Annotated in this window: 14 protein-coding genes; 8 read left to right on the top strand and 6 right to left on the bottom strand. The window is 54.2% G+C overall.

Annotated features, from left to right (window positions below; genetic code table 11):
- The 5 genes from IQ273_RS24245 to IQ273_RS24225 form a co-directional block, all read left to right on the top strand.
- On the top strand, positions 1-1,129 hold a 1,129-nt coding region (locus tag IQ273_RS24245; RefSeq protein WP_194025716.1), incomplete at its 5' end, for a Smr/MutS family protein.
- Positions 1,130-1,366: 237 nt separating this feature from the next.
- Entirely contained in the window at positions 1,367-1,717 is a 351-nt protein-coding gene (locus tag IQ273_RS24240) for a hypothetical protein (RefSeq protein WP_194025715.1), read from the top strand.
- Between the two features lie 107 nt (positions 1,718-1,824).
- Entirely contained in the window at positions 1,825-2,565 is a 741-nt protein-coding gene (locus tag IQ273_RS24235) for an SIMPL domain-containing protein (RefSeq protein ID WP_228053766.1), read from the top strand.
- A gap of 84 nt (positions 2,566-2,649) precedes the next feature.
- Positions 2,650-3,024 carry a group 1 truncated hemoglobin gene (locus tag IQ273_RS24230; protein WP_194025714.1) on the top strand — a complete coding sequence of 125 codons (375 nt, stop codon included), beginning with the start codon at positions 2,650-2,652 and terminating at the stop codon, positions 3,022-3,024.
- 51 nt (positions 3,025-3,075) lie between these two features.
- Positions 3,076-3,738 carry an MOSC domain-containing protein gene (locus IQ273_RS24225; protein ID WP_194025713.1) on the top strand — a complete coding sequence of 221 codons (663 nt, stop codon included), beginning with the start codon at positions 3,076-3,078 and terminating at the stop codon, positions 3,736-3,738.
- Here the strand turns inward: IQ273_RS24225 and IQ273_RS24220 are convergent.
- The 3 genes from IQ273_RS24220 to IQ273_RS24210 form a co-directional block, all read right to left on the bottom strand.
- On the bottom strand, positions 3,716-4,006 hold the full coding sequence (locus tag IQ273_RS24220) for a hypothetical protein (protein ID WP_194025712.1): 291 nt from the start codon (positions 4,004-4,006) through the stop codon (positions 3,716-3,718). The two genes, IQ273_RS24225 and IQ273_RS24220, sit on opposite strands and share 23 nt — an antisense overlap.
- A complete protein-coding gene (locus tag IQ273_RS24215) occupies positions 4,006-4,233 on the bottom strand; it encodes a hypothetical protein (RefSeq protein WP_194025711.1) in 228 nt (75 codons plus the stop codon). The genes IQ273_RS24220 and IQ273_RS24215 overlap by 1 nt, the downstream gene beginning before the upstream one ends.
- Before the next feature lie 174 nt (positions 4,234-4,407).
- Positions 4,408-4,896, bottom strand: coding sequence for a nucleoside deaminase (locus tag IQ273_RS24210; RefSeq protein WP_228053763.1), 489 nt, complete (start codon positions 4,894-4,896; stop codon positions 4,408-4,410).
- A 539-nt stretch (positions 4,897-5,435) separates the two neighbouring features.
- Between IQ273_RS24210 and IQ273_RS24205 the strand changes: the two genes are divergently transcribed.
- Positions 5,436-5,708 carry a WGxxGxxG family protein gene (locus IQ273_RS24205; RefSeq protein WP_194025710.1) on the top strand — a complete coding sequence of 91 codons (273 nt, stop codon included), beginning with the start codon at positions 5,436-5,438 and terminating at the stop codon, positions 5,706-5,708.
- A gap of 140 nt (positions 5,709-5,848) precedes the next feature.
- Here the strand turns inward: IQ273_RS24205 and IQ273_RS24200 are convergent, their stop codons facing one another.
- Positions 5,849-6,343, bottom strand: a complete 495-nt coding sequence (locus IQ273_RS24200) for a hypothetical protein (RefSeq protein WP_194025709.1) — start codon at positions 6,341-6,343, stop codon at positions 5,849-5,851.
- A 372-nt stretch (positions 6,344-6,715) separates the two neighbouring features.
- Positions 6,716-6,916, bottom strand: a complete 201-nt coding sequence (locus IQ273_RS24195; protein WP_194025708.1) for a chlorophyll a/b-binding protein — start codon at positions 6,914-6,916, stop codon at positions 6,716-6,718.
- A 288-nt stretch (positions 6,917-7,204) separates the two neighbouring features.
- Here IQ273_RS24195 and IQ273_RS24190 point away from each other — a divergent pair, with 288 nt between their 5' ends.
- A complete protein-coding gene (locus tag IQ273_RS24190; protein WP_194025707.1) occupies positions 7,205-7,813 on the top strand; it encodes a heme-binding protein in 609 nt (202 codons plus the stop codon).
- 235 nt (positions 7,814-8,048) lie between these two features.
- Here the strand turns inward: IQ273_RS24190 and IQ273_RS24185 are convergent, their stop codons facing one another.
- On the bottom strand, positions 8,049-9,128 hold the full coding sequence (locus IQ273_RS24185; RefSeq protein WP_194025706.1) for an L-dopachrome tautomerase-related protein: 1,080 nt from the start codon (positions 9,126-9,128) through the stop codon (positions 8,049-8,051).
- A gap of 342 nt (positions 9,129-9,470) precedes the next feature.
- Here IQ273_RS24185 and IQ273_RS24180 point away from each other — a divergent pair, with 342 nt between their 5' ends.
- Positions 9,471-10,742: a leucine-rich repeat domain-containing protein gene (locus IQ273_RS24180; protein ID WP_194025705.1), complete on the top strand. Its 1,272-nt coding sequence runs from the start codon at positions 9,471-9,473 to the stop codon at positions 10,740-10,742.
- Positions 10,743-10,884: the final 142 nt, after the last annotated feature.

The raw sequence follows: 10,884 nt of genomic DNA, 5'->3' as shown, positions 1-10,884 counted from the left end.
CGTCCTGCTCGACGAAGTGGGCGCTGGCACCGACCCCAGCGAGGGTACAGCGCTGGCGATCGCGCTGCTTAAGCACCTAGCCAGCCAGGCCCGGTTGACGATGGCGACCACCCACTACGGCGAGCTGAAGGCGCTGAAGTATCAGGACGCGCGGTTTGAGAACGCGTCGGTGGAGTTTGATGAGGCTACGCTGTCGCCGACCTACCGGCTGCTGTGGGGCATTCCGGGGCGCTCGAATGCTCTGGCGATCGCTCGTCGTTTGGGCCTAGATGCAGCGGTCATCGACGAGGCCACCGCCCTGATGGCAATCGGTTCCCAGGATGATGTCAACCAGGTGATTGCCGGGCTAGAGGCCCAGCGCCGCGACCAGGAAGATCGATCGCAGGCGGCGGCAGACCTGCTGGCAGCTACCGAAAAGCTCCACGATGAGGTGCAGCGCCGGGCCGATCTGCTGCGCGATCGCGAGCAGGAACTCAAGCAGCAGCAGCAGGCCGCCGTGCAGGCCGCAATCGCCGACGCCAAGCGCGATATTGCCAAGGTGATTCGTCGTTTGCAGCAGGGCGATGCCACGGCTCAAGACGCCCAGCGGGCCACCGGGGCCATCGATGCGATCGCCCGTGCCCGTCTGCCTGCGGCCGCACCAGCGCCAGCGAAACCGGGCTACCGACCAGCGGTGGGCGATCGCGTGCGCATTCCCAGCCTGGGTCAAACCGCCGAGGTGCTCACCGCCCCCGATGACGACCACCGTATTACCGTGCGCTTTGGGCTGATGAAAACTACCGTCAGTCTGGCCGATATCGAGTCGCTACGGGGTGAAAAAGCCGAGGTGCCCGTTAAGACCAAGCCCGTCGACACCGTACCCGCCGCCCAGGCGGCGCCCCCGGCCCCGGCCATTCGCACCAGCCGCAACACCATTGACCTGCGCGGTATGCGGGTGGCTGAGTCTGAGTCAGTACTTGAAGAAGCGATCGCCAAGGGCAGCGGTGCCCTGTGGATTATCCACGGTCACGGCACCGGCAAGCTCAAAGCGGGGGTGCATGAGTACCTCAAGCGCCATCCCCAGGTGCAGCGGTTTGAGGCCGCTGCCCAGGCTGACGGCGGCACTGGGGTAACAGTGGCCTATCTGTAAATCACTTAGCGTCTCCCTCTGGCCTAGAGCGTTAGCGCCAGTAGAGATGGTGGCCACGCGGCTTTGGGCAACCTAGGCTTAGGCACTGCTCCGGGGTGCATTATGCCAATTGCAGACGGTCGATTTTGAGTTAAGCCATTCTGCACGCCTGACATTTTGGTTGATTCTCAACGCAGATAACGTCTGCTTCCATGCGTCAAGGGAGTTCAAACGGCTCCTGGATTTACCCGTGTAACTATGAAACGGAAAACGGCCTTGATGTTTCTTTTTATTGCTACGGTGATCTGGATCGTGGGGGCCGTGGTGGGGCTATTGCCGGCGCTAATGACGCCAATGATGTTTGACGCCCCCGGATCCCTTGAAAACTCTGCTACGGTTACGCTAGCTATCAGCATTGCCACGTTTCCGGTGGTTTGCATAGTGGCTGTGCTGCTGAGCTGGCTGGTGTTTGCGCTGCCGCTTTTGGCCCATTTTCCCCATCGCTACGTTTGGGCCTGCGCTTTAACGGCTTTGCCCCTAATCAATGTGTCTACCGGGGGGCTGGCTTTGGCCTGGCTCATCTATTTCAACGATGGATCCTTTACCTAAGCGCATTCTAGCTTCAAAAGCTGTATCGAAATCGGTAACAACGCCGCTGGGTGGGGGCCGCCGTGGCACAGTGAATGGACAAACTCTTTTAGACGAGTGTGAGGTCCATGAAAATTAAACGCTACACCCCCCGACGGTTTGCGGCAGCGGCAGTGATGTCTGCCGCCCTGGTATCGGGGCTCAGTTTTGCCCCTGTGTTTACCCCTACCGCCGCAGCCCAGGAGGCCGCCATGAGAACGCTAACGGTAACCGGCCAGGGTGAGGAGTCGGTACAGACGACCAAAACCCAGGTTGAACTGGGGGTCGATGTGCAGGGTACCGATGCGGCGGCCGTGCAGCGCGAGGTGGCTCAGCGCACCGCAGCGGTGGTAGAACTGCTGCGATCGCGATCGGTCGAAAAGCTTGAGACCACAGGCATTCAGCTCAGCCCCCGCTACAACTACGAGAACGGTCGCCAGGATGTAATTGGCTACACCGGCAGCAACACCGTCAGCTTTCGCATGCCCACCGAGAGCGTGGGGTCGCTGATTGACGACGCGGTGAATGCTGGGGCTAACCAAATTCGCGGCGTTAGCTTTGTCGCCGACGACGCTGCCCTAGAGGCTGCTCGTCAGCAGGCTTTGAGAGCGGCGGTAGAGGACGCCCAAGCCCAGGCGGGGGTGGTGCTGGGGAGCCTTAACCTGCGATCGCAGGAGATTGTCAGCATTCAAATTAACGGAGCCGCGCCGCCCATGCCGGTACCTATGGCGCGTCGGGCCGAGTTTTCTGCCCAGTCCGATGCCTCTACCCCAGTAATTGGCGGCGAGCAAACGGTTGAGGCCCGCGTTACCCTCCAGATCCGCTACTAGGGAACGCGGTTGGGATGCCTGGGGTGGAAGTTTTTGCTGGGGTAGGGCACTGTAAGGGCGCTACCCCTTATTCCAGAGCAGACTATGACGACTCTTTTTGACCAACTTGGTGGTGCTTCTGCCGTTGACTTGGCCGTCGATAAATTCTATGAGCGGGTCTTACAGGACGATCGCATCAAGCACTTCTTTGCCGATGTTGATATGGCTCAGCAGCGGGCGCACCAAAAAGCCTTTTTGACCTACGCCTTTGGTGGCACCGATCGCTACGATGGGCGCTACATGCGCGAAGCCCACAAAGAGCTAGTGGAAAAGCATGGTCTGAGCAGCGAACATTTTGACGCAGTGGCCGAAGATTTAATGCTCGCCCTAGAAGACCTGGGGGTTTCAGCGGAGCTGCGATCGCAGGTGGCCGCCATTGCGGCAGCCCCTCAGCACAAAAGAGACGTACTGAACCAATAGCATTTACTCTATTCTATAGTGCAGTTCAGTACAGCCCTTTTTGCTTCTACCATGCCCGAGCTTGTCACCCTTCAGGTGGGCCTGCCCCAAACCCTAGGCACCGACGCTGCCCCCGACCCTATGGACCAGCGCTGGACTACCGGATTTTTTAAGCAGCCCATCGAGGGGGAGGTGTGGCTGAGCACCACTAACCTGGCGGGCGATGGTCAGGCCGATTTAAAAAACCACGGCGGCGTTGATAAGGCCGTGCTGGCCTACAGCGCCGACCACTATCCCTACTGGCGATCGCACCTCCACAACCCCGACCTACCCTACGGCGGCTTTGGCGAAAATTTCACGGTGGCAGGGCAAACCGAAGCCGAGGTCTGCATTGGCGATACCTATGCAATCGGCAGCGCTAGGGTGCAAGTTTCGCAGCCCCGACAGCCCTGCTGGAAGCTCTCTCGGCGCTGGCAAATCGCAGACCTGGCCCTTCAGGTCAAGGCCAACGGTCGTAGCGGCTGGTATTTTCGGGTGCTGCAAACGGGTACAGTCGAGCCGGGGCTGGCAATAACGCTGTGCGATCGCCCCTACCCCGAGTGGACCGTAGCCCGCGCCAACCAAGTCATGCACCACGACTTAGGCAATCGGGCGGCAGCGACTGATCTAGCCCAGTGCTCCCTGCTATCGCGCAACTGGCAAGACAAACTGCTCAAGCGGGGTGCGCGGCCCTAGCCTGGGGCGTGGGCTGAGCCAAAGTGCAAACCTTTGCGGGCTGCTGAGACACAATCCGTAATTCGTGGGGATAGCGCGGGCGCGGATCGTCTACGAGCCAGATGGGTGGCACCATTGTGGCCTCATAGCCCTCAATGGCGTAGAGGGTGCCGGGCTGATCAACCCGCTCGACTAGGGTGCCGGGCAGGTATTCAAACAGCTCGTCCCAGTCGATAGGCGAGTCTGTCGGTAAGTCCACCGCTAAATCTTCCAGTGAATCGGGATGCATCAGACGTAAAAATGGCTTTTGTGCAGCACGGTTTCGCCGTGGTCGGGTACCCAGGCGACCCAGGTATCGGGCGATGCTTGGCAAAGCAGCTTGGCCTCGGCGGCAGCGTACTCGTTGGGCAGGTTGGCCAGCGTTACCCAGGTGTCGCGGGTGTAGGTAATGTGGCAAACCGGGGGCCAATCTAACGTATGCGTAGCGTCGGCTTGGGACTGAAGTTGCGGGGTCATAGGTCGCCTTTCTAAGGATCACGGCTGGCGACTAGTCCTCTTTCCGAAGAAAGCCAGCCGAGCTTTTCTGTATTCATTTTTACAAAATGAGCGCGATATGCCGCGATCGCGCTAGATAAGTTCACAAACCATGACTTAACAGCGCGTGTGGATGGAGCAATGCCCAGAGGATCGCTAGGTAGACTGACGCCAAAACCCCTGATGCAGGGCCAAAATCTCGGCCTCTACCGCCGCGATCGGTCCCCAGACCTGAATCGCTTTCTGGCCGTGGGCAAACACGTAGCGGCAGGGCACATCTAGCGTTGGGTTCGCTGCGTGGTTGCCCGTAAGCGAGAGCAACTGCCGTTCTGCAAGGCCGTAGACCAACCGCCCCACATTGGCCCAGTACTGAGCTCCGGCACACATGACGCAGGGTTCAACCGTGGTGTAGAGGGTGCAGCCCCACAAAAAATCGGGCTCAAACTCGGCATAGGCTCGCCGCATCAAGGTTGATTCGGCATGGTTAACTGCATCTACATTGCCCTGCTCTAACAGCACAGTGGTGCGATCGGGACCTACCAAAATTGCCCCAAAGGGATGATGCCCCTGAGCCATAGCCGCTCTCGCCACCTGGTTAGCGCGACGCAGGTGCCCAATCATCTGTGTAGACGTAGGGTTGTCCATAAACGCATTCATATCTAAGGTAAGTCAACCATGACACGGCTTCACTAAGGCTGAGGGTTAGCCGCTATGGATTAGTAGATTGGTGGGCAGTCCTCACTAAACGAGAGTGTGTTGTGACGAAACCCAATGCGCCGCTGCGCACCCTGACAATCTTTGCCTCTTTTAATAGATGAGGCATAAATGAATCTGTATTTGAGAAAACGAAGTGTTTTTAGTTTGTTTAGTCGGTAGGGTAGCGTATCTTACCTGCCAGAGAAATAATATAAAGAGGCCTTTCTCCTGGCTTTTAGCTGAAATAGGGAGTGAACCTTTTGCCAGAGGCTTGGTCAAAAAAGTCTCTGACTAACGACGAATAACGGGCTGAGAGAAAACTCCTAACCTATTAGACAAAGCGGGCTGATTAGCAGCCTATACCAAGCCCAGCTTGGGAGATAGAGTTCTCTTACTGACAAAACTCTACTCTTGGATTTGGTTCGGTTTTTGGTATGCCGAAGCGATCGCCCGCATAAACCGTGTTGTTTGTTCTTAGGAGCCTAATTATGAAACGTAACGCTTTATCGAAATGGGCTGGGGCGAGTGCCCTTGCCGTTAGTATGGCCGTTTTGCCTTCTCTTTATACGCCTGCCCAGGCCACTGTGGAAGACCCAGTTACACCCAATGAAGCCATTGTTGCTGAAGATGATGGATTTGACTGGGGCTGGTTAGGGCTGCTAGGCCTGATTGGTTTGGCCGGGTTGAAGGGACGCGATCGCCGTACCGTAACCACCAGCGATCGCGTGAATACGCCTTCTGATTACACCCACCGTCACTAAATCAGTTGCTGAAATCGCTTTGCCCCACAACGAATCAGCAGGGGGTGCCAATCGGTACTCCCTGCTGATTCGTTGTAGCTAATAGCTGTAGAACTAGCCGTAGCTCAGGACACTTTAGGCTGAGTCAGCCAATCCCGAATTTAGCTTGTTGGCGGCTGGTTAAGCGCTTGCCGAGCCTGCCGCAGCTCTTCGTTATTTCCTTCCACAACGAGGCGAAACTGACGGGCCAAATCGGGGTCGCCTTTGGTTTTTTCGGTAATTGGCTGACTGGCTCGCAGTCCTTTACCCACCAGCGAACCAAATATCCCACCTGCGATCGCACAACCAATCACAATAAATCGGCTGAGGTTTGAATGGGGGTAGGTTCCAGTCATCTGGAAGGAAATGATAATAGTGGCAATGACTCCCAGTGCGCCGGCCAAAAAAGCCCCCATAAAGAAGCCTGCTTGTCCGCCTACTGTTGTACCCTGGGCATACACCTGAACCGAGGGAGAAACGTGATCGTCGACGTAGACTTGTCGCGCCATCAGGCCAGAGTCTTGAATAGCTTTCTTAGCCTGGTCGGCTTCACGGCGGGTGTCATAGACCGCAACTACTTCTCGGGTTTGCCTTGCTTGCATTGTCTGGGCTGTCATAGGATAAATTCCTTAAATTCTGGTTCAATTCCTGTTTTGTCAGGATGTGCAGTTCTGCCTCTAACCTGGCCACAGGATTCATCTTTTATAGTGATATTTTTAGCGCTAATCATGCTCTGCAAGTAGATAGATTTGAAAGCCAACCAGACGAGCCATTATTTGTACTCCATTTGACTTTTGATTTTACGTGCACTGCATAACGTGTGTTCTCCAAATCCAGCAAAATCTTAGGTAACTAAAGGCAAAAAAGAGGTAGCGACAGGAAAGGACAGATCACCTAATTGTTAAAGGGTTTTTTAAAACCAACAAAAAAGCGGCATTGAAATTCAATACCGCTTGCTTGTGCGTAATTAGAAATTTGAATTAATTTCCTTACATAAGTCCCCAAAAGTGGAGTACGCCCTGCCCAGAGAATATCTCAACTAGAACGGCAGAAAGAAAGCCAATCATTGCCAAGCGCCCGTTCCAAATTTCAGCACTAGGAACAAAGCCAAAGCGCCAGTGGGTACCTGGGTAATAGTAAGGCTGTTGCACATCTTGGGTTACAGTCGAGCGGTCTTTAACGTCTTGCATAGTGTTACCTTGGTTGACATCACTGACATCAACTTAACAATGCTAAATATAATAACCATCCTTCCATAGAAGTAGATGGCGACGGGTTTTGAACAGCTGCTCGATCTGCTTTCGGAGAGATACCTTTTACAGTCAAGTCAGTGACAGATTGATGCAGGGCGATCGCACCATGGGTAGCCAAACTTTAGTCGCTTCAAACTGTTAGAATTTATACCGTTTGATCGGTCGCTACACTAACATTAATAGGCGATAGAAAAGATCGATCGGGAACATACAGGACAATCTGTCATGAAATTGAGCCAGAGCTTGCTGATATTGGGAATCGTTGTGGTGGGGGTGGGGGCATTGGCCTTTTGGGCCTACAGTGCGGCCTCTGCCCCCTTGCCAGAGGGCTTTCCGCCGCCCACCGCAGAGGGCGAAATTGAACTTAAGCAGTATCCAACCTACCGAGCCGCAACGGTGCAGGTGACGGGGGACTTGGCCAACGCTTCCTCCCGAGGGTTCTCACCGCTGTTTCGCCATATCAGCAGCAACGATATTTCGATGACGGCTCCGGTCGAGACACGGTATCCCACGACGACGCTGCAAGGGGGGGCGGCAGTACAAGGCGAGGCCGCTGTTTCATTTTTGTACCGCAGCTTAGACATCGTGCCCCAGGAGGTGGCCCAAGATGTGCAAGTAGAAGACATTTCGCCGATGACGGTGGTCAGTATCGGCGTCAGAGGTGGCTACGACTACGACATTTACACCCGCAGCATCGATCGGCTCCAGGCTTGGCTGTTAGAGCATCCTGACTACACGGTGGCGGGGCCACCCCGGCGGTTTTTCTACGATGGGCCTTACATTCCCGACCCTCTCAAGCGGAGCGATATTCAAATTCCAGTGCAGCGCCGTTAACCTGGTTGCAGTGTTGCGGCAGCAGATATAGCCAGAGACACCTGAGTTAGGACATTGATAAGCCTGAAAACGTTCAAACGTTTGAACGCCAGTCTGACAGATGTCCTAACCTGATTGGCTACAGCTATAGTTTAGGGATGCGCCTCAGAATAAAGTACCAGCTAGAGTAGCTACTCCATGATGGATTTCCGCCTGCGCGGGAATAACGCTGGGGCTTTATTAATTTTCGAGTCCCTTACGGCTGGGTTCTGGGGGCAAGGGGCTCAAACGCAAAGATGTAGAATGGCGGTGCGCCAGCTTCTACCCCTGCATTCAGCGGGGCCGATAGGTGCAGCCGGTTGGTGACGGCGTAGATAGTCTGACCATCGGCAGAAAATTCAAAGTCATCGACCCAGCTGAGGCGAGGGTCTTCAATTAAACGGCGGTACTCGCGCTCGGGGGTGATTACGCCGATCGCATTGGCGGCGAGTTCTCCCAGGTAGATATTGCCAGCGCTATCCATCAAAATGCCGTCACAGATGGGTTTGTCGGCATATTTCTCGACTCGACTCGCCAGTTCTGCTGCACTCAGCGACTCATCCCTCAGGTCAGCGGTGCGAATTCGGTAAAGGCTGGTGCCGTGCAGAGCGCCGTAGTAGAGCCATTCGTTGTTGGCATCCATGGCAATGGCATCGACGCCAACCTGCGGGCGCTGGTAGGTGCGCTCTGGGGTTCGCCGCAGCAGCGGATTGCCCTCCACAAATAAATCAATGGGCTCTGGGGTAACGCTGTAGTGACCCTCTAGCAACCGTTTGGCGGTTCCTGCCTCCAGATCCACGACGATTAGGGCGGCGTTGTCGCCACCAGCGGGGTCGGTGATGAAGGCGGTCTGGGTGGTTTCGTCAATGCGCAGGTCGTTGATGAACGAACCGGCAGGGGTGACATTGGCCAGTGAAATGGTTTTGTGGAGGGTGTTTTGCTGAGTATTCCACCCGACTAGTTGGGGGGAGCGATCGCTGCCCATGGCGTTGTCTAAGAGCCAGACAATGCCGGTGCTATCGCTGAGCAGACCCAGTACGCTGGCGGAAACGGGGCTGTTTGACTGGGGCAGCAGTGGTGCGATCGCGCCGTTGTCGTACTCGGCGACGGGGTAAGGCGGGTCGTAGAACTGGTGCAGCGACATAATCAGCTGGCCATCGGGGGTGACGGTGAGGTTGCCGGGGGCTTGCTGTAGCTCAGCGATGACTTCGAGAGATGGTTGAGCTATGGCCGTGCGGGCGATCGCAACCGTGGTCAGCAGGGTGGCAGATAGCGCAAGGGGAAAGAGTCGTTGCATGGGGTTTAGCGATACATCGCCCATATCCTCGTATTGATCGATCTGAGAATAAATCTACCTGCAAAGGTAGATGTGGTAGATGACTTTGTCAGTCAATTAGCCGTTCAGAGTCTTTGCTTTCGTCTATGGCTTCAACCATAGCCAGATCTTCCAGGGCTTCAGCGATTAAGCTGGTTGATTGACACAACCTTGGAAAACATTTACATCCAGTAGGTTGGGTGGCGCGATAGCAGAACCCAACATGCCCCCTATGATCGGCCTCTGCTACTGCTCTAGGATTTCTGCCAGCTTTTCTGGTGCAAGAGGCTATAACAGAGGCAGCAAAAATACGGAAGAGAGACTATGGCGCGCGACGAAGCCTATCAGGAAGCAGAACGGCAGATTGAATCCGCTCGTCAGGAGGGAGCGACAGAACTTAATCTCAGCAGACTGGGATTAACGGAATTACCGGAGGCGATCGCATCTCTCACCCAGTTGCAATTACTTAACCTCTCTAGCAACCAATTGACGGAACTACCGGAAGCGATCGCATCTCTCACCCAGTTGCAATTACTTAACCTCTCTAGCAACCAATTGACGGAACTACCGGAAGCGATCGCATCTCTCACCCAGTTGCAATCGCTTCACCTTTCCTACAACCAATTGACGGAATTACCGGATGGGATCGCGGCTCTGACCCAGTTGCAATCGCTTGACCTCTCTGGCAATCAATTGACGGAATTACCGGAAGCGATCGCATCTCTCACCCAGTTGCAATCGCTTCACCTCTCCCATAACAAATTGGCGGAACTACCGGAGGCGATCGCGACTCTCACCCAGTTGCAATCGCTTCACCTCTCTGGCAATCAATTGACGGAGTTGCCAGAGGCGATCGCATCTCTCACCCAGTTGCAAACACTTAACCTCAATAATAACCAATTAACGGAATTACCGGAGGCGATCGCGGCACTGACCCAGTTGCAATCGCTAAACCTTTGTGCCAATAAACTATCTGAATTTCCCGAAGTAACGAGATCTTTGTCGCAGCTAAAAGATATTATAATTTCTCACAATGAATTACTTGCAATTCCCACTTGGATTGATGAATTTAAAGATCTAAAAACACTAGAAGTTCATTGCAACAAAATCACTAGACTGTGTGATTCTTTAGGTAAGCTTTTGACAATCAACGAACTGTGGCTTGGGGATGGAGATAAAGGCATAAATCTTTATTATATGCCAGAATGGATTAGAAGTTTGAGTCAACTCAAGTTGCTTAGTATTAGTGGGTGTAGTTTAAGAGAAATACCTGACTGGATATCGGAACTGTCTAACCTAGAAACACTTTACATAAATAGCAACAATTTATATCGATTGCCAGAGTCTTTTGGGACCCTACCTCGGCTAAAAAATATTTTGCTCAACGACAATCAGTTAGCTGATTTACCGTCCTCTTGTGAGAAGCATAGCGAGGCAATTGCTACGTCTTCTATAACTGAAAATAATCCTCTTAATCCTGATTTTGCAGTTGCCTGTGAGCAGAGCCATAAGGCCATTAGACAATACTTACGGGCGCGAGCAGAGGGAGAGATTGTTCTGAATGAAGCAAAGCTTGGTGGTGCAGAAAAGTCCTGAAAGGGTTGTTGTGAAAGGAGTCCCAAATGAGACAGGGTAGATGGGAAGGGGCATTTCATGAGAGGCTTGAATTCCCCAACTCAAGGCCAGTCTCATGGAAACACCCCTCTTGTATCGTCAACTGCAAGACCAATTGAGTCAA

The sequence above is a fragment of the Nodosilinea sp. LEGE 07298 genome, assembly GCF_015207265.1.
Taxonomy (GTDB): Bacteria; Cyanobacteriota; Cyanobacteriia; order Phormidesmidales; family Phormidesmidaceae; genus Nodosilinea.
Note: the sequence above shows the minus strand (reverse complement) of the source record. Positions and strands in the feature narration are given on the sequence as shown.

Coding starts and splice junctions, on each gene's coding strand:
- IQ273_RS24180 (WP_194025705.1), top strand. CDS start 9,471: ATGGCGCGCGACGAAGCCTATCAGGAAGCAGAACGGCAGATTGAATCC.
- IQ273_RS24220 (WP_194025712.1), bottom strand. CDS start 4,006: ATGCATCCCGATTCACTGGAAGATTTAGCGGTGGACTTACCGACAGAC.
- IQ273_RS24215 (WP_194025711.1), bottom strand. CDS start 4,233: ATGACCCCGCAACTTCAGTCCCAAGCCGACGCTACGCATACGTTAGAT.
- IQ273_RS24190 (WP_194025707.1), top strand. CDS start 7,205: ATGAAATTGAGCCAGAGCTTGCTGATATTGGGAATCGTTGTGGTGGGG.
- IQ273_RS24230 (WP_194025714.1), top strand. CDS start 2,650: ATGACGACTCTTTTTGACCAACTTGGTGGTGCTTCTGCCGTTGACTTG.
- IQ273_RS24195 (WP_194025708.1), bottom strand. CDS start 6,916: ATGCAAGACGTTAAAGACCGCTCGACTGTAACCCAAGATGTGCAACAG.
- IQ273_RS24200 (WP_194025709.1), bottom strand. CDS start 6,343: ATGACAGCCCAGACAATGCAAGCAAGGCAAACCCGAGAAGTAGTTGCG.
- IQ273_RS24210 (WP_228053763.1), bottom strand. CDS start 4,896: ATGGACAACCCTACGTCTACACAGATGATTGGGCACCTGCGTCGCGCT.
- IQ273_RS24235 (WP_228053766.1), top strand. CDS start 1,825: ATGAAAATTAAACGCTACACCCCCCGACGGTTTGCGGCAGCGGCAGTG.
- IQ273_RS24205 (WP_194025710.1), top strand. CDS start 5,436: ATGAAACGTAACGCTTTATCGAAATGGGCTGGGGCGAGTGCCCTTGCC.
- IQ273_RS24185 (WP_194025706.1), bottom strand. CDS start 9,128: ATGCAACGACTCTTTCCCCTTGCGCTATCTGCCACCCTGCTGACCACG.
- IQ273_RS24225 (WP_194025713.1), top strand. CDS start 3,076: ATGCCCGAGCTTGTCACCCTTCAGGTGGGCCTGCCCCAAACCCTAGGC.
- IQ273_RS24240 (WP_194025715.1), top strand. CDS start 1,367: ATGAAACGGAAAACGGCCTTGATGTTTCTTTTTATTGCTACGGTGATC.